Origin of the sequence: Corynebacterium sp. HMSC055A01 (assembly GCF_001809405.1) — a bacterium.
GTDB lineage: Bacteria > Actinomycetota > Actinomycetes > Mycobacteriales > Mycobacteriaceae > Corynebacterium > Corynebacterium hesseae.
Genome location: NZ_KV797592.1, coordinates 128,202 through 149,542, shown reverse-complemented (window position 1 = coordinate 149,542; position 21,341 = coordinate 128,202). Strand labels below are relative to the sequence as shown.

The following is a 21,341-nucleotide window of genomic DNA, read 5'->3' as shown; positions in this document are numbered from 1 at the left end:
AGCCACCATGTCATATCCCGCCGAGTTGGATGCTCGTGGCTTGCACGAGTGGGCCGCACGAACCGTGGAGGAGCTGCAGCGCCGCCGCGCTGAAATCAATGCCCTCAACGTTTTCCCGGTGCCCGATTCGGACACGGGATCCAACATGGCGCACACCATGGAGTCCGCCTTGGCGGAGGCCGATAAGGGTGAGGCGGACGTCGCCGAAGCATTGGCCATCGGCTCGGTGCGCGGTGCCCGCGGCAACTCGGGGATGGTGCTCTCGCAGGTGCTGCGTGGCGTTGCCGATGCCACAACGGACTCGCGCGTGGATGGCGCGGTCCTCGCTGATGCTTTGACGCTGGCTGTCACGTTGGTCGATCGCGCGCTTGCCGCCCCAGTAGAAGGCACCATCATCACCGTTTTGCGCGCTGCAGCGGCCGCTGCCAGTGAGGCCGCCGGGCAGCCCGGTGCCCAGCTGCACGGCATCCTGGTTGCGGCGTTAGACGCCGCACGGCAGGCCTTGGCGCAGACTCCGTCGCAACTGCCCGCGCTGCGCGAGGCGGGTGTCGTGGATGCCGGCGGTACCGGCTTCGTGATTCTGCTGGAGTGCCTGCTTGCACAGGTCACCGGTGAAGAACCCGCCAACCAGCCGTTGAGCGTTTCGGCGCCAGAGAAACCTGAGGAGCTCGCAGAGATCGAAGCCGTCTTCTTCTTCGAGGGAAACCTCGCTGAGGTTGAACAAACCTTGGCCCCGCTGGGCAATAGCCTTGTCATCGCGCGGGCGACGGACACCTCTGCCAGCGTTCACATCCATAGTTCTGAGGCCGGCACGGTGATCGAAAAGGCTTACGGCCTGGGAAAGGTCAGCAACCTGCGGCTCGAAGCGCTGCCGCCCGCAGAGGCGGGGGCGTGCGCCACGAAGCACAGCGAGGGCGAGAGCCCGCAGCGGCGCATTTTTGCTGCGGTGCCCGAAGGTGCCGCACGGGAGCTATTTGAGAAGGCTGGGGCGCGAGCAATTGGGCCCGGCGAGGATCTAGAGAATGCTGCGGTAGGCGATCTTTTCCTGCCCAACGGGTGCGGTGGGGATCCAGGCAGGGCGACAGTCATACCAACTGGCTCCATCGTGGCCGGGCTCGCTGCGCTATCGGTGTATTCGCCCAACCCCTCTCGTTCGGCCGAAGTAGTGGCCGCTATGTCCGATGCCGCGCGTTCTATGCGGGTGGCTCATCCGGAAACAGAAAGCTTCGACGGCATCATCGCGGCATGCCGCACCCAGTTGGCCTATGGGGGCGAACAAATCACTGTGTTGTCCGGCTGTGACATCGATGCTGAAGAGTTGACGCAGATTCTTGGTGTCGACGTCGTTGTGCTTCGAGTTCCCGGATTGCGCACGGAGATCGGGGTGGAGTAGACCATGCTGGGATGGCAAGACGATCGGGCGCTGACGGAAGTACTGGCAAAGAAGGATGCCGCGGCGTTCAAGCGCGCCTTCGGCTACACCACGTGCGGGGAGCTGCTTAGCCATTATCCGCGTGACTATATCCGCCACAACAAGGACGTGGGCCTCGGCGGTGCCGAGGACGGAGATCACGTCACCATCACCGGCGTCATCGAGGAGGCCCGCGTCAAGCACACCTCTAAAGCCATGGTGTTTATCCTCTACATGGATAACGGAGTCCAAGCCTCCTTCTTTAACGCGCACTACGTCCAGCGCGTGCTGGGCCGAGGTATGCGCGTCATGCTCTCCGGCAAGCTGAAGTACTTTCGCGGATATCCCAGCCTGCAGCACCCCGACTTCCTCATCCTTGATCCCGGCCGCTATCAGGAGTCCCTGCTGGATAGCGCAACCGGGCAGGGGACAGGCTCGCTCAAGAAGCTCTCCCAGTTCGGTTCACTAGACACCTTCTTGCAACGTGAATGGATCCCCGTCTACCCGGCCAGCGGGAAGGTGACGTCGTGGTACATCATGGGTGCCATCCACAAGGTCCTCGAACACACCCCGCCTATTCCGGAGCCGCTGGACTATCGGATGATGGTGACGCTCGATCAGGCAGTGCGCGAAATCCACGAACCGGGAGACAGCGGGCCGGAACGCGCCATCCAGCGTCTGAAATACAACGAGGCCTTGTCGATCGGATTGGTCATGGCCCTTCGTCAGCGCGACGTCAAGGCGCGCACGGCAACCCCAATGCCAGCCATTCTGGAGGGCTACCGCGATGAGCTGCTTTCTGAGCTGCCCTTTGCGCTAACCGACGGCCAACGCCGCGTCATCGCCGAAATCGATGCTGATCTCTGCGGCACCGCGCCCATGATGCGACTGCTGCAAGGCGAGGTGGGTTCGGGGAAAACGCTCGTTGCCACGTGCGCCATGCTGCAAGCGGTAGACGCCGGCAAGCAGGCCGCGCTCCTGGCGCCGACGGAGGTGCTGGCGGCGCAGCATGGGGCGTCGATAAGCGCCAGCGTTCCGGATGGTGTCACCGTTACGGTCTTGACAGGGTCGATGAAGACGGCGGAGAAGCGCAAGGCGCTGCTGGAGATTGTTTCTGGTGAGGCCGATATCGTCATCGGCACCCACGCCATCATCCAGGACAGCGTAGAGTTTTTCGATCTTGGCCTGGTCATCGTGGATGAGCAACACCGTTTCGGCGTGGAGCAGCGCGATAGTCTGCGCACCAAGACGCGTGAGGGCATCAGCCCGCACGTGCTGGTGATGACAGCAACCCCCATTCCGCGCACCATTGCCATGACCGTCTTCGGTGACCTGGCAGTCTCGACGCTCAAGGAGCTTCCCGGTGGGCGCAAACCCATCCTTTCCGCGGTGGTGCCTGAATGGAAACCGGAATGGGTGCGCCGCGCCATCGAGCGCATTCGCGAAGAGGTGAGCAAAGGCCACCAGGCCTATATCGTCTGCCCGCGAATTGAAGGCGAGGGCGGGGTGGAAACCATGTCTTTGCAATTGCGCAACCTACCTTTTCGCGGGCTTCGAGTGGAGATGCTCCACGGCAAGATGCCCGATAAGGATGAGGTGATGGAGCGATTCGCCCGCGGGGAGATTGACGTCCTCGTGGCCACCACGGTCATCGAGGTCGGCGTCGATGTGCCCAACGCCACCGTCATGCTCATCCGTGAATCGGAGAATTTTGGAGTTTCGCAGTTACATCAGCTGCGCGGGCGCGTGGGCCGCGGGGGAAACGAATCCGTGTGTTTGCTGCATACGCTGGCCGAGCCAGACAGCAAGTCCTTTCGGCGCATCAAAGCCATTGCGGATACGCCGTCCGGCTTTGACCTTGCCGAATTGGATCTCACGCAACGCCACGAAGGCGACATCTTAGGAACACTCCAATCCGGCACGAAGCGCACGCTCAAATTGCTCGACCTTGTTTATGACAGGGACATCATCGAGCGCACGCATGCCGATGCCGCCGCATTGGTTGAGCGCAATCCTGACCTGGCGGAGCAGTTGACGCACAATCTGAGCGCCGATGAGCAGGGATTTTTGGAGAAGAACTAGGGGAGTCTCCGCGGCTGGGACAGGGGAGATAGGGTAGAAGCCATGACCAGAATCATCGCCGGGGAGGCCCGCGGGCGCACCATCAAGGTGCCCGAAGCCGGGACGAGGCCCACGTCCGACCGTGCCCGTGAGGGCCTTTTCTCATCACTGAACGTGCGTTGGGGTTTCATTGATGCCCGCGTGCTGGATCTGTTTGCGGGTTCCGGTGCGCTGGGGCTGGAGGCGGCCAGCCGCGGTGCCGAAGAAGTCGTCCTCGTGGAGAACAACGCCGCGGCCGTAAAGGTCATCCGCCACAACATTGGGGTGGTCAAGCACCCGCGCGTCGAGGTACGAGAAATGAATGCCTCCTCCTACCTGGCCACCGCACCGCGCGGCTACTTCGACATGGTGCTCGCGGATCCGCCGTATAGCTTCGATGACGTCGACGGACTTCTCGCTGCGATCGAGCCGGTGCTGGATGATGCCGCGATAGTTGTCATCGAGCGCCATGTAGATTCGCCCCAGACACAATGGCCGGAAGGTTTCGAGCCCACCGGTCAGAAGCTCAAGAAGCGGACCTTCGGTATCGCGCGTTTTGATATGGCGATTTATCACCGCGACGCGGAGACCTCGGACACCAATCACACCGACAACCAGGAGGACTAGCCATGCCGACCCACGCCGTATGCCCCGGCTCTTTCGATCCCATCACGCTAGGGCACGTTGACGTGTTTAACCGTGCGAGCGAGCTCTTTGACAAGGTCACGGTGCTGGTGACGGGCAACCCAGACAAGCCTTCCGGGTTGTTCAGCGTGGAGGAGCGCGTGGATTTGATTCGCCGTACCGTCGCCCCGGAAATCGAGGTGGACTGGTGGGGCGGTCTGCTCGTGGACTACACCAGCGCGCATGGCATAGACACAATTGTGAAGGGCCTTCGCTCCTCCTTGGACTATGAATACGAGCTGCCCATGGCGCAGATGAACCGGCGCCTTTCCGGTATCGATACAGTCTTCTTGCTGACGGATGAGAAGTATGGCTACATTTCCTCCTCGCTATGCAAGCAGGTGGCACACTACGGAGGCGACGTCAAGGGTATGTTCCCGGAGCATGTGGCTGCTGCTGTCATGGAACGCTACCGAGGCTAAGGGGACATGTCTGTACTGGCAATACCGCTCGTTGTTCTCTTCACAGTTCTAGCTGGCTCCTGCCTGCAACGAGTGTCCGGCATGGGCCTTGGCCTCATTGGTGGACCAATCCTGACCCTCTTCCTCGGCCCGGTGGAAGGCATTATGGTCATCAATGTTTTGGCCTGCCTTAACGCTGTTCTCACGACCTATTCGATGCGTGAGAACGTGGATTGGGGAAAGTGGCTGCGCATCGGCCCCTTCATGATCCTCGGCTCAATCCCGGCAGCCCTGCTCATCGCGCGTATTGATACCGCAGCATTGTTGGTACTCGTTGGCGCGGCCTTGTTGATCGCGTTGGGTGTGGTGGTCTTCGGGCGAAAGTTCGTCCCGGAGATGCGCGGTACGGGCCCGGCCATTTCCGCGGGCATTTTGGGCGGGTTCACCAACACGCTCGCCGGCGTGGCCGGCCCTGTCATCACGGTGTATGCGCAGGCAGCACGGTGGCCGAAGGAAGTCCTCGCGCCAACCTTGCAGCCCTGTTTCTTTATCGGCGGATTGTCCTCGGTGCTAACGAAATCCTTCTTGGGTTCTGGAGGCTTCGAGGGACTGCACTGGCTGGTGTGGCCCTGTGGGGTAATTGGCATGTGCGTTGGCATCTTTTTAGGAAAGAAGATTGCCGGACGGGTCTCGCGCGATAAGGCGCACAAGCTCTCGCTTTCGCTCGCCGGCTTGGGTGCGTTGAGCGCACTACTGCGAGGCTTGTTCACTCTGGGTGCTTAGACAGCGCCTGGGTAGGGTGGGACCATGGCGAAATTCAAGATTGAGGACGCACTGTCCCTGCGCGCTGGCAAGAATTTTCAGATTGATTCGGTCGATGCTTCGGCAACGCCCGGTTTTGACGGCGATAAGGAGGAGCTCGCCGCTCGTTTCTCCAAGTACGATGATGAGCTGTATGAACTCCAAGAGCGGCTTTTTGCCAATGGCCGCAGCTATGGTGAGGACGCCCCGGCGGTACTCATTGTCTTGCAGGGCATGGATACCTCGGGCAAGGGCGGGGCTATCCGCCACGTGTTGAGCACCTTTGACCCTCAGGGAACCACGACCGTGAGCTTTGGCAAGCCCACCGAGGAGGAACTAGAACACGACTTCTTGTGGCGCATCCGTAAACACGACCCACAGCCGGGGCAAATCGTGGCCTTTGACCGCTCACACTACGAGGATGTCCTCATCCAACGCGTACACGAGTGGGTCGATGAAGAAGAAGTGGACCGACGCATCGAAGCCATCCGCGACTATGAGCTGGATCTGACGGCGAAGGGCGTCAAGGTCATCAAGGTCTTCTTGCACCTGTCCAAGGACGCGCAGAAGAAGAACCTACTGGAGCGCACGGAACGGGAGGACAAGTTCTGGAAATTTGACCCTTCCGATGTGGAAGAGCGGGCCTATTGGGATGACTACATGGCGGCCTATCAGGATGCCATTCGGCGCACAGATGAAAACTACGCACCCTGGTACGTCATCCCCACCGATAATAAAAAGTATGCCCGGATGGCGCTGAAGTTCCTCATCGTGGATCTCCTACGCCACCTGGACCTGGAATGGCCAGCGCCCGACTTTGATCCGGAAGTAGAGCGCCAGCGCATTAAGGACGCCGACTAAGAGCTAGTCGCTTTCTGCGTCATCGACGTCGCGGGCAAGTTCACGGGCCGCGGCGTTGAAGGTATCGAGAACAGAGAGCAGAGCTTCTTGGGCATTGATGACGCCCACGTTAAGCGCGTGGAAGAGCTGGTCTTCGTTCAGTCCGGCAGTGGTGACGAAGCAGGCGTCACCGCGCAGCTCCACCTCATCCTCGACCAGCCCGACGAGCGCGCGCCCATCGAATGCGCCTGCATTGAACTCATTGCACAGGACGTGGAAGATGGGGAGCATGTCGGCGTTGAGCTGCGTGGAGAGTACGCACTCGATGCGCACGAGGCCCTCTTCCACGGTGATGACCCAGTCCAGATCGTTGAGGCGGGCAACTGCGGCAGTCGCATCCTCCGGGTGCGCAGTGGCCGCCATGTCCAGTTCGGTGCTGTTCAGCGCGGTGAGCACGCGATCCCGGCTCACGGCGGGCAGTGGTGAGCCGGACATGATATCGAAGGGATCGGAACCTACGGATGCATTCTGGTTCGTTGTCGAGTTGTGGCTCATGCTTGCTCCTCCTTATCCCAGGTGACTGCCTGCGGGAAGCGCTGCGCCACGATATCGAAGATTTCCGCGAAGCTGGCGAGCGAGCTCAGCAGGAAGTGGCCCAGCTGGGCCAAGGAGAGGCCTTCGCCCACAGCCATCGCGCGGTTGGCGCCTAGGTGGATTTCCTCGTTTCCCTTTGCATCCTCTTCCATGAGGTAACTCAACGTCGGTGCAACGCTAGCCCAGTTCAGCTCCGCCACGGCGGCAGCCACGTCCTGCTCCAAGTGCGCGGGAAGCGTGCCTTCCCAGGAAGCGAAGGCGCTCAACACGTCGCCCTCGGCGTCGAGGTCACAGTGCACAGCGATATGGGGACACCGGTCTGCAGCACGCGCCGCGCGGATGCGGTGTCGCCAGTGTCAGCGTCCTCGGTGGCTTCCGGTGCTGCCTCGACGAGGGCATAGTCGGCGTCGATAAGCTCGCACAACTGCGCCAACCGGTCGATGGTGACCGGCTCAACCACGTGGAGATCGGTCACTGCTGTTCACCCTGGGCGTCCTCGGATCCCTCGCCTGCCTGCGCGGCGGACTCGGACCCGAGCTTGGCCATTTCTTCGGCGGCGGCGACCATGGCGTTCTGGGCGTTGATGACGCCGTCCACGGAGGCGCGCAGTGCGGCTGCGAGTTGTTCGTCGGTCATCCCGGCCGCGCACGGAAGGTCGGCCTCAGTGCGAACGAGGAGCATGCCGTCGAAGTCCGCGATCACCGCGCGGGCACCCATGGCCACGGAGTTGATCTGGTTGGCCGCCAGGAAAAGGCCTGCATCAGCCTTGGCGTAGTTGACGTCCGTCGGCACATCACAGCGCACGATGGCAACGCTCTCCAACACGGCGAACATGCAGGGCAGACCGTTGAGGTTTGCAGTGGCGGCATCGTCGCGGCCGGTGACTGGCTCGAGTTCGATGTCGAAGGTCTTCATCGCCTCGATGATGCGGTCGAGGGTGACCTCCGGCAGTGCGTGCGGGTCTTCGGCGGCGGTGGTTGTCGGATTAGTCATGGTTGTGCTCCTTCCAGGTAACGAGCTGCGGGTACTGCTGTTCAATCCACTCGAAGGACTGCAACACGGCATCCAAGGTAGACATGACGAACGCGCCAAGCTGGTTGCGGGAGGCGCCATGTGTCACGTCGAGATCACGCGCACCAGACACCGCCAGGGCGTTGTCGGGCGCCTCGAAGAAGCGGAAAGTCGGGGTGAAATGGTCCTGGTTCCACGCGTTGATGTGCATGAGGAGCGCAGGTCCCTCAGAGGCGGGGACCGAGCCGCGCCACACGGAATCGACGATGAGTGAGGAGCCAACGAGCTGGAAGGCAATGGCGGCGTTGGAGAAACCGGTGCGCAGAAGGTTGACCGTCTGGCCGTCCTGGGTCTTTTGCTCTTCGATGCGGTACTCCAAGTTCTCTGACTCAAAGATCTCCGCGATGCGCTCGAGGGTGACCTCCTCGATGGGGGTGTCGGGCTGCAGCTGGCGCTGCTGCGTGTCGTCGTGATTAGTGGTGTCCGTCAATTCTTCTACTCACTTTGCTACTTGCTACATATTTCTTAATCTTTTCCGGCCCCGACACTACCGGAGCCGTCCTCCTCGGGTGCGCAGGTGGGGGCATCGACGAGCTGTTCGCCGCCGAGTTCGTGGGCAAGCGCTGGTTTTAGCTCTGGGTAGCGGAAGACGTGGCCCAGATTCTCCAGCCGGCTGGGCACCACCTTCTGGTTAGCCAGTGCGAGCTCGCGTGCGCCTTCCTTACCCAGCAGCAGGGCGGGCCCGACGCTGGGAATGGGGATGAAGGTGGGACGGTGGAGCAGGGCGCCGAGGGCGTCGACATAGTCTCGGTTGAGCACCGGCTGCGGGGAGACCCCGTTGATCGCGCCCTGCGACTCTGGGTCGAGTGCGGCGCGGACAAACATGTCTGAAAGATCGTCCTGTGCAACCCAGCTATTCCACATGGTGCCCTTGCCGAACGCGCCGCCGAGTCCAGTAGAAAACAATGCACGTAGCAGCGGGAGGATACCCGCGTTGGCTGATTGCACTATGCCGGTGCGCAGGTTCACCACGCGCTTTCCCGCCTCGCGCGCCGGCGCGCAGGCCTCCTCCCACGCCCCCACGACGTCGGCGAGGAAACCATCCCCACGCTCCGATTCTTCGGTGAGATCCTCGTCGCCCCGGTCCGGACCGTAGATGCCGATGGCGGAGGCGCAGACCATCGCTGACACGGACGGTGTCTGGGCTACAAGCTGGGCCAACAGGTGAGTGGGGCCCACGCGCGAATCCCGGATCGCCTCCTTGTGAGCGGTGTTAAAACGACCGAAGATTGGCTCCCCGGCTAGGTGGATGAGAACATCGATTCCCTCCAATAAATCCTTGGCGGGAATGTTTGGGCGCCACAAGCGTTCGCCGGCGCCCGGGGAGGAGCGCACTAGAGGCACGACGGTATGACCCAAGGTGCCGAGTTGCGAGGCTACAGCAGCGCCAACCGTCCCGTGTGTTCCCGTAATCGCTATAGTGCGGGGCTCGGCGTTGAGCTCACCGAGCCGTTGGGCAAAGCGAAAGTCTTCGATGAGCTGTTGCTGGCGGTAGGCAAAGACCGACTCCACCGCACCCGTGGGAATGCGTGTGTCCACCTTGTCGGTGATGAGCGTGCCTTCCGGGTGATCCTCAAAGAGGTGTTCATGGCGCCAGTTGGCCAGCGAACGGAAGGGGGCGTTGATGCACACATCCGCAAAGGAACGCCGCGGCTGGTACCTACTCAAATCATGCCGGGCAACCCATTTCAGGCCGCCAGGCAAGCTCAAGACCGATGTTCCGTCGGCCAGTGACTCTGCCTGCTGCAGGGGAGACATGAATCCAAATGGCGCGGTGAGGCGGGCGAGCGCCCCGGGGCGGGTGTGCCATTGCCATACCTCTTCGCGCGGGGCTGGAACAACGTGCTGGGTAGTAAAACTCACTGTCTATGGACCTGCCTCAGAAAATTCGGGGGTGCGAGGGCGTATACAGCACGGATGAAGAGTGCTATGGTTGGTGCTGGCTTTCAAGCATAGACAAGTCCTATTAACCATTGTCCGACATCCTTTAAAGACCGCACCGTGAGGCGGGGAAGGAGGTCACGATGAGTGAAACCGGCACCCACGCGGAGTCCAACGAGCTGCTGAGCTCGAAAGACGTCGCGCGTACTGTCGCACGCATCGCGCACCAGATCATTGAGAAAACGGCGCTTGATTCGAGTGAATCTCCTCGGGTCCTGCTCTTAGGCATTCCCTCTGGTGGCGTGCCTTTAGCGCAACGCCTTGCCGAAAAGATTGAGGAATTCTCCGGGGTGGAGGTTCCCTGGGGCTCCCTTGACATCACGTTGTATCGCGACGATCTATATGCCCGCCCGCACCGGGCATTGCAGCCCACCACAGTCCCAGCCGGTGGTATCAACGGCGCCACGGTCATCCTTGTTGATGATGTGCTGTATTCCGGCCGCACCATCCGCGCTGCGTTAGATGCCCTGGCAGATATCGGGCGCCCCGACATCATCCAACTTGCCGTCCTCGTGGACCGCGGACACCGCCAGGTGCCTATCCGCGCCGATTACGTGGGCAAGAATATCCCCACTGCGCGCGACGAGGACGTCACCGTCTACAACGCCGACATCGACGGCCGGGATGCCGTCATTCTTACCCGCTTCACTGCACAGCCCGGCAAGGAGGCATAAATGAAGCACCTCATCAATATCGCCGACCACAGCGCCGAGGAAATCCTCGGGCTCATGGATGAGGCCGACCGTTTCCGGGAAGCCTTGGACGGCCGCGAAGTTAAGAAGCTGCCGACTCTGCGCGGGCGAACCGTGTTTACGTTGTTCTATGAGAACTCCACCCGTACTCGCTCTTCCTTTGAAACGGCGGGAAAGTGGATGTCGGCGGATGTCATCAACCTGTCTGCCTCGACGTCCTCGGTGAAGAAGGGCGAGTCCCTCAAGGACACTGGGCTGACGCTGACCTCCATCGGCGCCGATGCCATCATCATCCGCCATCCTTCCTCCGGCGCGGCGCAGCAGCTGGCCGGTTGGGTAGCACCGGGAGGACAGGGACCGAGCGTGATTAACGCCGGCGATGGTGCCCACCAGCACCCCACGCAGGCGCTTCTCGACGCCGTCACGATGCGCCAGCGCCTACACCTTGGTACGGATCGCTCCGCCTCTGGCACCGGCTTCGAGGGCCTGAACGTCACCATCGTCGGTGACTGCCTGCACTCCCGCGTCGTGCGCTCCAACGTGGACCTGCTGTCGACGTTGGGCGCTGAGGTTACGCTTGTCGCTCCGCCGACGCTGCTGCCCTTTGGCGTCGACACCTGGCCGGTGCGCGTCTCCCATGACTTCGACTCCGAGGTGGCCAAGGCTGATGTCGTCATGATGCTGCGCGTCCAAGCAGAGCGTATGAACGGCGGCTTCTTCCCCTCGCACCGCGAGTATGCAGCTCTTTACGGGATGTCCAAGGACCGCGCTGCTGCCATGAAGAAGGACGCCATCATCATGCACCCGGGCCCCATGGTCCGCGGCATGGAAATCAACTACGCGGTGGCTGACTATGACAACACCGCGGTGCTCCAGCAGGTCCACAACGGTGTCCACGTGCGCATGGCCACCCTCTTTACGCTGCTCACCAACGGCGAGAACGCCGGTATCTAAAACGAGTTATCTCATAAATCAACGAGGAGAGCTTTTCAGAAACCATGACTACTTATCCAGACACCGGCGTGCTCTCTGCTCCCGCGGCGGGCACCTTGCTCATCACCAATGTTCGCCCCTATGGGGAAGGGGAACCCACTAACATCCTGATCAAGGATGGCGTCATCGAGGCGATCGGCGCCACCGACATCACCCCAGCGGAAGGCGTCGACCGCACCATCGACGGGGGCGGCAACGTGCTGCTGCCGGGCCTGGTGGACATGCACGTCCACCTGCGTGAGCCAGGCCGCGAGGACACAGAAACCATCGAGACCGGCTCGCGGGCCGCCGCCAAGGGAGGGTTTACTGCCGTGTTCACCATGGCGAATACCTCCCCGGTCACGGACCAGCCGATCATCGCGGAGTCCGTTTGGGCCAAGGGACAGGCGCGCGGTTTGTGCGACGTCCATCCGGTTGGCTCCATCACGAAGGGCTTGGAGGGTAAAACGCTGACCGAGTTCGGCATGATGGCCCGCTCGGATGCCAAGGTGCGCATGTTCTCCGACGACGGCAAGTGTGTCCAAGACCCGCAGCTCATGCGCCGTGCCTTGGAATACGCCAAGGGGCTCGACGTCCTGCTGGCCCAGCACGCGGAGGATCACCGGATGACCGAAGGCGCGAGTGCCCATGAGGGCGAGGTTGCCGCCCGCCTCGGTCTGCGCGGCTGGCCGCGCGTGGCTGAGGAATCGATCGTGGCGCGCGACGCACTGCTCGCGCGTGACTACGGCAACCGCATGCACATCTGCCACGCTTCGACGAAGGGCACAGTCGAGCTGCTCAAGTGGGCCAAGGAACAGGGGATTCCGCTGACTGCTGAGGTGACCCCGCACCACCTTTTGCTGACCGATGACAAGCTGGTGACCTACGACGGCGTCTTCCGCGTCAACCCACCGCTGCGCGAGGAATCCGACACCCTGGCCCTGCGCCAGGCATTGCTCGACGGGCTTATCGACGTCGTGGCAACGGACCACGCCCCGCACGGCAGCGAAGACAAGTGTGTCGAGTTCGAGCACGCCAAGCCGGGCATGTTGGGACTTGAATCCTCCCTGGCGGTCATCGCCAAGCTCTTTGTCGCCACCGGTCTGGCGGATTGGCGCTTCGTTGCTCGCGTCATGTCGGAGCGTCCGGCGGAGATTACCCGCCTGCCCGGCCATGGTCGCCCGATTGCGGTCGGCGAGCCGGCCAACCTCACCATCGTTGATCCGGAACATGAGTGGGTATCAGATTCCACTCGCCTGGCCTCGAAGTCGGAGAACAACCCCTATGAGGGGGAGGAGTTTGGCGCGCGCGTTACCTACACCATCCTGCGCGGCGCGGTGACCTACGACCTCTCTGCTGAAAGTGGTGACGAGGCAGACGAATAATCGGGATAATCGAGAGTCAGAGTTGCTCAACCCGAGTACCCAACGCTCATAGCCAACACAACCAACCCTTCACCGACAAATTCACTGAAAGGTTTAACGCACAGTGACTTCCACTAGCACCACTCCCGCCATCTTGGTCCTCGCCGATGGCCGCACTTTCCGTGGCTTCGGCTTCGGTGCCACGGGCACAACCCTGGGCGAGGCCGTCTTTACTACCGCCATGACTGGCTACCAAGAGACCATGACTGACCCGTCTTATCACCGTCAGATCGTCGTGGCCTCCGCGCCCCAGATTGGTAACACCGGCTGGAACGATGAGGACAGCGAGTCCCACGGCGACCAGATTTGGGTTGCCGGCCTGGTTATCCGTGACCTTGCCCGCCGTGTTTCCAACTGGCGCGCCGCCCGTTCCCTGCCGGAGGAGATGGAGAAGCAGGGAATCATCGGCATCGGCGGAATTGATACCCGTACCCTGGTGCGTCACCTGCGTAACCACGGTTCCATCAAGGCCGGTATCTTCTCCGGCGAGGCAGCTGAGCGGGACGTCGAGGAGCTCATCGCTGAGGTCAAGAATCAGCCATCCATGGCAGGTCTTGACCTGTCCGAAGAAGTCTCGACCGATGAGGTCTACACCTTCCCAGCTGTAGGGGAGAAGCGCTTCACCGTCGTGGCCTATGACATGGGTGTTAAGACCGCAACCCCGAAGAATTTCGCCGAGCGCGGCATCGAGACCATCGTGGTTCCAGCCAACACCCCCTTCGAGAAGATCAAGCAGTACAACCCGGATGGCGTGTTTGTCTCCAACGGTCCGGGCGACCCGGCTACCGCCGATACCATGGTGGGCATCGTGCGCGATATCCTTGCTGCCAAGTACCCCTTCTTTGGCATCTGCTTTGGCAACCAAATCCTCGGCCGCGCGCTGGGTATGGACACCTACAAGCTGAAGTTCGGCCACCGCGGCATCAACGTCCCGGTGCGCAACCAGCTCACCGGCAAGATCGACATCACCTCCCAGAACCACGGCTTCGCCCTGGCCAGCCCTTCGGGCAAGGAGAACCCGGCGGGCGAGGAGTTCGATACTGACTTCGGCCCGGCAGTTGTGTCCCACACCTGCCTCAACGACAACACCATCGAGGGCGTAGCGCTCAAGAACGGCATGGCCTACTCCGTGCAGTACCACCCCGAGTCCGCCGCCGGTCCGCACGATGCTAACCCGCTCTTTGACCAGTTCATCGAGCTCATGACTGAGAAGTCCCCGAACAAGTAGAACGCAACCAGGAAGAGGAAGAAGAAACTAATGCCAAAGCGCAACGACATCAATCACGTCCTGGTTATCGGCTCCGGCCCGATCGTTATTGGCCAGGCCTGTGAGTTCGATTACTCCGGCACCCAGGCCTGCCGCGTGCTCAAGGAGGAAGGCCTGCGCGTCACGCTGGTCAATTCCAACCCGGCAACGATTATGACCGACCCGGAGTTCGCAGACCACACCTACGTGGAACCCATCGAACCCGAGTTCATCGAGAAGATCTTCCAGAAGGAAAAAGAAGAGGGCAATCCTATCGACGCCGTCCTGGCAACCCTCGGTGGCCAGACCGCCCTCAACGCCGCCGTACAGCTGGACCGCCTGGGCATCCTGAAGAAGTACGATATCGAGCTCATCGGTGCCGATATCGACGCCATCGAGCGCGGCGAGGACCGCCAGAAGTTCAAGGACATCGTGGCCTCCATCGGCGGCGAATCCGCGCGCTCCCGCGTGTGCCACACCATGGAAGAGGTCCACGAGACCGTCGCCGAGCTCGGCCTCCCGGTCGTTGTACGCCCATCGTTTACGATGGGCGGTCTGGGCTCTGGTCTGGCCTTCAACGAGGAGGACCTCGACCGTATCGCCGGCGGCGGCCTGGCCGCCTCGCCGGAAGCGAACGTCCTCATCGAGGAGTCCATCCTGGGCTGGAAGGAGTTCGAGCTCGAGCTCATGCGCGATGGTGACGATAACGTCGTGGTCATCGCCTCCATCGAGAACGTCGACGCCCTTGGCGTCCACACCGGTGACTCCGTCACCGTGGCCCCGGCCTTGACCTTGACTGACCGCGAGTACCAGAAGATGCGCGACCAGGGTATCGCCATCATCCGCGAGGTCGGCGTCGACACCGGCGGCTGCAATATCCAGTTCGCTGTAAACCCGGATGACGGCCGCATCATCACCATCGAGATGAATCCGCGTGTGTCCCGCTCTTCGGCGCTGGCCTCCAAGGCCACCGGCTTCCCGATTGCCAAGCTGGCCGCCAAGCTGGCTATCGGCTACACCCTGGACGAGGTGCGCAACGACATCACCGGCGTGACCCCGGCCGCCTTCGAGCCCACGCTGGACTACGTCATCGTCAAGGCCCCTCGCTTTGCCTTCGAGAAGTTCCCGGGCGCCGATGACACCCTGACCACCACGATGAAGTCTGTGGGCGAGGCCATGGGCATTGGCCGCAACTACATCTCCGGCCTCAATAAGGTCATGCGCTCGCTGGAAGGCAAGCCTTCTGGCTTCTGGACCAAGCCGGATGAGTACTTCGCCGGTGAGCGCGCCACCGACCTCGACGCCGTGCTCAAGGATCTAGAGCGCCCGACCGAGGGCCGTATGTACGACATCGAGCTGGCGCTGCGTTTGGGTGCTACCGTTGAGCAGCTCCACGAGCACTCCCACCTGGACCCGTGGTTCTTGGCGGAGCTCGAAGCACTCGTGCAGTTCCGCGAGGAGCTCGAGAACGCCCCAGTGCTCGACGCGCAGTTGTTGCGCCGCGCCAAGGTCTTTGGCCTCTCAGATGCCCAGATTGCCGCGCTTCGTCCGGAGTTCGCCGGTGAGGATGGCGTGCGTTCCCTGCGCTGGTCCCTGGGTATTCGCCCGGTCTACAAGACCGTTGATACCTGTGCGGGCGAGTTCGAGGCTCAAACCCCTTACCACTACAGCACCTACGAGATGGATCCGAACGCGGAATCCGAGGTTCGAGCCAGCTCCGAAAAGACCAAGGGCAAGGTCATCATCTTGGGCTCCGGCCCGAACCGCATCGGTCAAGGCATTGAGTTTGACTACTCCTGCGTGCATGCCGCGCTGGAGCTCTCCCGCGAGGGCTATGAGACGGTCATGGTCAACTGCAACCCGGAGACCGTATCGACGGACTACGACACTGCAGACCGCCTCTACTTCGAGCCCTTGACCTTCGAAGATGTCATGGAGGTCTACCACGCAGAGGCCGCCTGTGGTGAGGTTGCCGGTGTCATCGTCCAGCTGGGCGGGCAGACTCCGTTGGGCTTGGCCGAGCGCCTGACCGCCGCGGGCGTTCCGGTCGTCGGAACCTCTGCCGCCGCCATCGACCTGGCGGAAGACCGCGGCGAGTTCGGTAAGGTGCTTGCCGCTGCCGAGCTTCCAGCACCGGACTTCGGTACCGCCACCTCCTTCGATGAGGCCCGCGAGGTCGCCGCGAGCATCGGCTACCCAGTGCTGGTCCGCCCGTCCTACGTGCTGGGCGGCCGCGGCATGGAGATTGTCTATGACGAAGACTCCCTGCGTGACTACATCGAGCGCGCCACCGAGATCACCTCGGATCACCCGGTGTTGGTGGACCGCTTCCTCGACAACGCCATCGAGATCGACGTCGATGCGCTGTGCGACGGCGAGGAGGTCTACCTCGGCGGAGTCATGGAGCACATCGAGGAGGCGGGTATCCACTCCGGCGACTCCTCTTGCGCCTTGCCGCCGATGACCCTCGGCCCGGAGGATATTGAAAAGGTGCGGGAGTCGACGCGTCGTCTAGCGCACGGTATCGGCGTCAAGGGCCTGATGAATGTCCAGTACGCGCTTAAGGACGACACCCTCTACGTCATTGAGGCCAACCCGCGCGCGTCTCGCACGGTGCCGTTCGTGTCCAAGGCCACCGGTGTACCGATGGCTAAGGCCGCAGCGCGCGTCATGCTCGGCGCGTCCATCGCGCAGCTCAAGGATGAGGGAATCATCCCGTCCACCTATGACGGCGGCTCCCTGCCCATTGAGCACCCGATTGCGGTTAAGGAAGCCGTGCTGCCGTTCAACCGCTTCCGCCGCCCGGACGGTCAGCTGCTTGACACGCTGCTCTCTCCGGAGATGAAGTCCACCGGTGAGGTCATGGGCTTGGCCGACAACTTCGGCGCAGCCTATGCCAAAGGTGAGATGGCCGCCTTCGGCGAGCTGCCGACGGAGGGCACGGTCTTCGTGTCCGTGGCCAACCGCGACAAGCGCACGCTGATCTTCCCGATTCAGCGCCTGGCCTACATGGGCTACACCATCGTCGCCACGGCAGGCACCGCGCAGATGCTGCGTCGCAATGGCGTGGAGTGCGAGGTGGCAGTCAAGGTCTCCGAGGCTGAGGAGGGACAAGAGTCCATCGTCGACGCCATCCTGGCAGGCAAGGTCGACCTCATCCTCAACACCCCGGCCGGTTCCGCCGGTGCACGCCACGACGGCTATGACATTCGCGCCGCGGCAGTATCCGTCGGGGTTCCGCTGGTGACGACCGTCCAGGGCGTTACCGCGGCGGTGCAGGGCATCGAGGCGCTGCGCCAGGGCGATCTTAAGGTACGCGCGCTGCAGGAGCTCAAGCATGACCCAGTCAACTAATGCTGCACCTACCTTTGGCGATCGCCTTGTCGCCGCGGGTAGGCAACGAGGGCGTCTGTGCGTAGGTATTGACCCACACCCACACCTCCTGGAGGCGTGGGGCCTGTCAGTCGATGTCGACGGACTGCGCACCTTCAGTATGCGTTGCGTAGAGGCATTCGCCGATACGGCAGCTGTAGTCAAACCGCAAGTGGCGTTCTTTGAGCGCTGTGGTTCGCGCGGTTTCGCCGTCCTCGAAGAGGTCCTGGCGGCGCTGCGCGAGCAAGGCTGCCTGAGTCTGGCCGATGCTAAACGCGGCGATATCGGCTCCACCATGGCTGGTTATGCCGAGGCCTGGCTGGGGGAGGACTCGCCGTTGCGCGCGGACGCGGTGACGGTATCGCCTTACCTCGGTGTGGGAGCGTTGAGTCCTGTCTTCGATATTGCGGAAAAGACCCGTGCTGGTGTCTTCGTCCTTGCGGCGACCTCCAACCCGGAGGCCGTAGCGTTGCAATCGCTGAGCGTCGATGGCCGCAGCGTCGCGCAGCGCGTCGTTGATGAACTCGGACAGCGCAATGTCGCGGCAATGGCCACGGATGACGCTGTGGGAGCGCTCGGAGTGGTTGTCGGTGCGACACTCGACGCGCCGCCGGTATTAGACCTTTTACATGGTCCGGTTCTTCTTCCGGGCGTGGGCGCGCAGGGCGCGACTCCAGCTGATGTTAGGCAACTCACCTCCGCGGCACCCGAGCTGGGCTTTGCCAACGTCTCTCGAGCCATCCTTTCGGCAGGTCCAGACGTTGCTGACCTGCGCAAAGCCGTAATTGATACGGCTGCTGAATTCCGAGACTAAAGAGCTCGGTCTCAAACGGCGCGCTGGATTAACAGGCGCGCCGTTTACCTGGTATTTTGTTTAAGGCATGTGCGTTGACGTGCAGGAACCTTTAGTAGAAAGGGGCCGGGTTACGTCATCGCGTACAGACCAGTGCTAGGATTGCCAGAAGTCGGTTCGCGGCGGTAGCAAAAGCTACCCCGCGCTGGGGAAATCTTCCCACCGTGAGCCGAGATTCTGGTGTTAGCCATCAGATGACAATGTTCGTACTAATGAAATCGGAGGAAACCCGTGGCCCTTCCCAAGTTGACAGATGAGCAGCGCAAAGAAGCTCTCGCAAAGGCCGCTGAGGCTCGCAAGGCTCGCGCTGAGCTCAAGGCTGCGCTGAAGCGCGGCGAGACCAACCTGCAGGAAGTTCTGGAGAAAGCCGAGACCGATGAGATCATCGGTAAGACCAAGGTCTCCGCGCTTCTCGAGGCTCTGCCGAAGGTTGGCAAGGTCAAGGCTAAGGAAATCATGGAGGACCTGGAGATTGCTCAGACCCGCCGCCTGCGTGGCCTGGGTGACCGTCAGCGCCGCGCCCTGCTCGAGCGTTTCGGCTACGGCGAGTAATTAGCGCAATGGCTGACGAAACTGCACGCGGGCGCCTGGTCGTTCTGGCCGGGCCGTCCGCTGTGGGTAAGTCCACTGTGGTTTCGCGCCTGCGCGATGATGTAGACAACCTTTACTTCAGCGTCTCGATGACGACGCGCCAACCCCGCCCCGGCGAGTCTGATGGGGTGGACTACTTCTTTGTCTCCCCGGAGGCTTTCCAGGAACACATAGACGCCGGAGACATGCTCGAATGGGCAGAGATCCACGGTGGTTTGCAGCGTTCTGGTACGCCGGCTCAACCCGTTAGGGAAGCGATGTTGGCTGGTCGCCCAGTGTTGGTGGAGGTTGATCTTGCAGGCGCCCGCAACGTGAAGGCGGCGATGCCGGAGGCGGAAACCGTGTTTCTGGCCCCACCGTCCTGGGAGGTTTTGGTGGAGCGCCTGACTGGGCGCGGTACCGAGCCACAGGATGTGATTGACCGCCGTTTGCACACCGCAGAAACGGAACTTGCCGCGCAAAAAGAGTTCGACCACATCGTTGTCAATGACAATCTCGATGAGGCCGTTGCTGCAATTAGTGCTATCCTGCGTGGATAGACCACGATTTTGACCATCTACCAACAGTAAAGGTGCATGTGACCAACGTGACCACACCTGCCAATTCTGAGGCCGCAAAGCCGGAGCCAGTATTCGATCCGCCGACGGGTATCACTGACCCGCCTATCGATGAGCTGCTGGGCAAGGTCTCGTCTAAGTACGCCCTGGTGATCTTCGCCGCTAAGCGCGCACGTCAGATCAACAGCTACTACAAGGAACAGGACGAAGGCGTCTTCGAGTTCGTCGGACCGCTGGTGACCCCGGAGCCGGGCGAGAAGCCGCTGTCCATCGCACTGCGCGAGATCGACGCCGGCCTGCTGGACCACGAGGAAGGCAACTAGCCTTCGCCCCGTGAAGGCAGCAGCCTAGCGCGTATTCCGAAATAGACCCACCCTAGTGTCGCTTGAGGCGCTTGGGTGGGTTTGTTGTGTCTTGGGTACTATCGTCCGAGTGAAGGATGTACAGCAAACCCCAGATAGTCCAGAGAGCAGCACTGCCTCGGCTCCCGCAGAGGCGGCTTCACCGGGTGCAGGCGGAACCACGCAGCCGCGTCGCATCCTTGTCGGTGTGGCTGGCGGAATCGCCGCCTATAAAGCGTGTCATCTGATTCGGGACTTCACGGAGCACGGCGATGATGTCCGCGTGATTCCTACAGAAGCCGCGTTAAATTTCGTCGGTGCAGCCACCTTCGAGGCCCTGTCAGGGCATCCGGTCTCGACTACCGTTTTCGATGCTGTTGATGAGGTGCAGCATGTCGCGCTGGGGCAGCAGGCCGATGCCGTCGTCATCGCCCCAGCTACCGCTGACTTGATCGCTCGGCTGGCTTGTGGCCGCGCCGATGATCTGCTGAGCGCCTCTGTGCTGGTTGCTACGTGTCCTGTCATCATTGCCCCAGCTATGCACACGGAGATGTGGCTCAATCCCGCGACGCAAGACAACGTGGCGACATTGCGTCGTCGCGGCGTTATCGTGATGGGACCGGCCCATGGGCGGCTCACCGGCGTTGATTCCGGCGCAGGCCGCTTGCCGGAACCGGGGCAGATAGCGGAGTTTGCCCGCACGATTATGGCTGGCCACCGCGTAGATCATGATTGGCACGGGCTAAAGGTCGTGATTTCTGCCGGGGGAACGCAGGAGAACTTAGATCCGGTGCGGTATCTGGGCAATCGTTCCTCTGGTCGACAGGGCTTTGCCTTGGGAGAAGTAGCCGCGCAGCGCGGTGCAGATGTAACTATCGTTGCCGGGAATACTGACGCGCTTCCGATTCCATCAGGCGCCTCCGTTGTGCGGGTGACTTCTACGCGCGATATGCACAAGGCAATCAACGCTGAAGCAGTGGATGCGGATATCGTCATCATGGCTGCAGCTGTTTCAGACTATCGGCCGGCTTCCGTCGCGGACTCCAAGATGAAGAAGGGGGCCGCTGACGAGGACTTAGCTCATCTCGAGCTGGTGGAAAACCCGGATATCCTCAAGGGGTTGGTCGAACGCCGCGAGAATGGGGACTTGAAGCGCGATGCCATCATCGTCGGTTTTGCAGCGGAGACCGGGGATGCACACACGACCGTGCTCGAGTACGCCCAGCAAAAATTCTTGAAGAAGGGGTGCGATGTACTCATGGCCAACGAGGTTGGGGAGGGCAAGGTCTTCGGACAGCCAACGAGTGCAGGGTGGATCCTTCGGAAGGGTGCTGATCCGGTGGAGGTTGAACCGGGGTCGAAACAGGTTGTAGCCGCCCAAATACTTAACGTGGTGAATGAAATTCTGGAAAGGTAGCGCTCGTTCTTGCAGCTGTAGACCGCTTGGTCT

General features: G+C 61.7%; 22 protein-coding genes. 16 read left to right on the top strand and 6 right to left on the bottom strand.

Annotation, left to right across the window (positions count from 1 at the left end; genetic code table 11):
- Positions 1–7: 7 nt before the first annotated feature.
- The 6 genes from HMPREF2604_RS10825 to HMPREF2604_RS10800 are packed head-to-tail and all read left to right on the top strand — an operon-like array spanning position 8 to position 6,258.
- Complete coding sequence (locus HMPREF2604_RS10825) at positions 8–1,393, top strand: DAK2 domain-containing protein (protein ID WP_070524363.1); 1,386 nt, start codon at positions 8–10, stop codon at positions 1,391–1,393.
- 3 nt (positions 1,394–1,396) lie between these two features.
- Entirely contained in the window at positions 1,397–3,493 is a 2,097-nt protein-coding gene (locus HMPREF2604_RS10820; protein ID WP_070524361.1) for an ATP-dependent DNA helicase RecG, read from the top strand.
- Positions 3,494–3,535: 42 nt separating this feature from the next.
- The gene (gene rsmD, locus HMPREF2604_RS10815) at positions 3,536–4,138 is read left to right on the top strand and encodes a 16S rRNA (guanine(966)-N(2))-methyltransferase RsmD (RefSeq protein WP_070524359.1); all 603 of its coding nucleotides are present in this window, start codon (positions 3,536–3,538) and stop codon (positions 4,136–4,138) included.
- Between the two features lie 2 nt (positions 4,139–4,140).
- A complete protein-coding gene (gene coaD, locus HMPREF2604_RS10810; RefSeq protein WP_070524357.1) occupies positions 4,141–4,617 on the top strand; it encodes a pantetheine-phosphate adenylyltransferase in 477 nt (158 codons plus the stop codon).
- Between the two features lie 6 nt (positions 4,618–4,623).
- Positions 4,624–5,379 (top strand): sulfite exporter TauE/SafE family protein, encoded by a 756-nt coding sequence (locus HMPREF2604_RS10805; RefSeq protein ID WP_070524354.1) that lies wholly within the window; start codon positions 4,624–4,626, stop codon positions 5,377–5,379.
- Between the two features lie 24 nt (positions 5,380–5,403).
- Entirely contained in the window at positions 5,404–6,258 is an 855-nt protein-coding gene (locus HMPREF2604_RS10800; protein WP_070524352.1) for a PPK2 family polyphosphate kinase, read from the top strand.
- Positions 6,259–6,261: 3 nt separating this feature from the next.
- On the opposite strand, the gene HMPREF2604_RS10795 is transcribed toward HMPREF2604_RS10800, so the two are convergent.
- The 6 genes from HMPREF2604_RS10795 to HMPREF2604_RS10775 are packed head-to-tail and all read right to left on the bottom strand — an operon-like array spanning position 6,262 to position 9,765.
- Positions 6,262–6,792 (bottom strand): hypothetical protein, encoded by a 531-nt coding sequence (locus HMPREF2604_RS10795; RefSeq protein WP_070524349.1) that lies wholly within the window; start codon positions 6,790–6,792, stop codon positions 6,262–6,264.
- On the bottom strand, positions 6,789–7,130 hold the full coding sequence (locus tag HMPREF2604_RS10790) for a hypothetical protein (protein WP_246818422.1): 342 nt from the start codon (positions 7,128–7,130) through the stop codon (positions 6,789–6,791). The genes HMPREF2604_RS10795 and HMPREF2604_RS10790 overlap by 4 nt, the downstream gene beginning before the upstream one ends.
- Complete coding sequence (locus tag HMPREF2604_RS14380) at positions 7,094–7,306, bottom strand: hypothetical protein (protein WP_246818421.1); 213 nt, start codon at positions 7,304–7,306, stop codon at positions 7,094–7,096. Before HMPREF2604_RS14380 ends, HMPREF2604_RS10790 begins: the two co-directional genes overlap by 37 nt.
- Positions 7,303–7,824, bottom strand: a complete 522-nt coding sequence (locus tag HMPREF2604_RS10785) for a YbjN domain-containing protein (protein ID WP_070524347.1) — start codon at positions 7,822–7,824, stop codon at positions 7,303–7,305. Before HMPREF2604_RS10785 ends, HMPREF2604_RS14380 begins: the two co-directional genes overlap by 4 nt.
- Positions 7,817–8,332 carry a YbjN domain-containing protein gene (locus tag HMPREF2604_RS10780; protein ID WP_070524343.1) on the bottom strand — a complete coding sequence of 172 codons (516 nt, stop codon included), beginning with the start codon at positions 8,330–8,332 and terminating at the stop codon, positions 7,817–7,819. Before HMPREF2604_RS10780 ends, HMPREF2604_RS10785 begins: the two co-directional genes overlap by 8 nt.
- Positions 8,333–8,367: 35 nt before the next feature.
- Complete coding sequence (locus HMPREF2604_RS10775; protein WP_070524342.1) at positions 8,368–9,765, bottom strand: TIGR01777 family oxidoreductase; 1,398 nt, start codon at positions 9,763–9,765, stop codon at positions 8,368–8,370.
- A 161-nt stretch (positions 9,766–9,926) separates the two neighbouring features.
- Here HMPREF2604_RS10775 and pyrR point away from each other — a divergent pair, with 161 nt between their 5' ends.
- The 10 genes from pyrR to coaBC all read left to right on the top strand — a co-directional run bounded on the left by pyrR (position 9,927) and on the right by coaBC (position 21,308).
- Positions 9,927–10,517, top strand: a complete 591-nt coding sequence (gene pyrR / locus HMPREF2604_RS10770) for a bifunctional pyr operon transcriptional regulator/uracil phosphoribosyltransferase PyrR (RefSeq protein WP_070524339.1) — start codon at positions 9,927–9,929, stop codon at positions 10,515–10,517.
- Positions 10,518–11,489: an aspartate carbamoyltransferase catalytic subunit gene (locus HMPREF2604_RS10765; RefSeq protein ID WP_070524337.1), complete on the top strand. Its 972-nt coding sequence runs from the start codon at positions 10,518–10,520 to the stop codon at positions 11,487–11,489.
- 44 nt (positions 11,490–11,533) lie between these two features.
- The gene (locus HMPREF2604_RS10760; protein ID WP_070524335.1) at positions 11,534–12,892 is read left to right on the top strand and encodes a dihydroorotase; all 1,359 of its coding nucleotides are present in this window, start codon (positions 11,534–11,536) and stop codon (positions 12,890–12,892) included.
- Positions 12,893–12,995: 103 nt separating this feature from the next.
- Positions 12,996–14,159, top strand: coding sequence for a glutamine-hydrolyzing carbamoyl-phosphate synthase small subunit (carA, locus tag HMPREF2604_RS10755; protein ID WP_070524331.1), 1,164 nt, complete (start codon positions 12,996–12,998; stop codon positions 14,157–14,159).
- Between the two features lie 30 nt (positions 14,160–14,189).
- A complete protein-coding gene (carB, locus tag HMPREF2604_RS10750) occupies positions 14,190–17,531 on the top strand; it encodes a carbamoyl-phosphate synthase large subunit (RefSeq protein ID WP_070524328.1) in 3,342 nt (1,113 codons plus the stop codon).
- Positions 17,515–18,363 carry an orotidine-5'-phosphate decarboxylase gene (gene pyrF, locus HMPREF2604_RS10745; RefSeq protein ID WP_070524326.1) on the top strand — a complete coding sequence of 283 codons (849 nt, stop codon included), beginning with the start codon at positions 17,515–17,517 and terminating at the stop codon, positions 18,361–18,363. The genes carB and pyrF overlap by 17 nt, the downstream gene beginning before the upstream one ends.
- A 270-nt stretch (positions 18,364–18,633) precedes the next feature.
- Entirely contained in the window at positions 18,634–18,954 is a 321-nt protein-coding gene (gene mihF / locus HMPREF2604_RS10740) for an integration host factor, actinobacterial type (protein ID WP_010186801.1), read from the top strand.
- Between the two features lie 8 nt (positions 18,955–18,962).
- Entirely contained in the window at positions 18,963–19,532 is a 570-nt protein-coding gene (gene gmk / locus HMPREF2604_RS10735; RefSeq protein ID WP_070524324.1) for a guanylate kinase, read from the top strand.
- A 38-nt stretch (positions 19,533–19,570) separates the two neighbouring features.
- Complete coding sequence (gene rpoZ, locus HMPREF2604_RS10730) at positions 19,571–19,873, top strand: DNA-directed RNA polymerase subunit omega (protein WP_070524322.1); 303 nt, start codon at positions 19,571–19,573, stop codon at positions 19,871–19,873.
- 214 nt (positions 19,874–20,087) lie between these two features.
- A complete protein-coding gene (coaBC, locus tag HMPREF2604_RS10725; RefSeq protein WP_070533083.1) occupies positions 20,088–21,308 on the top strand; it encodes a bifunctional phosphopantothenoylcysteine decarboxylase/phosphopantothenate--cysteine ligase CoaBC in 1,221 nt (406 codons plus the stop codon).
- Positions 21,309–21,341: the final 33 nt, after the last annotated feature.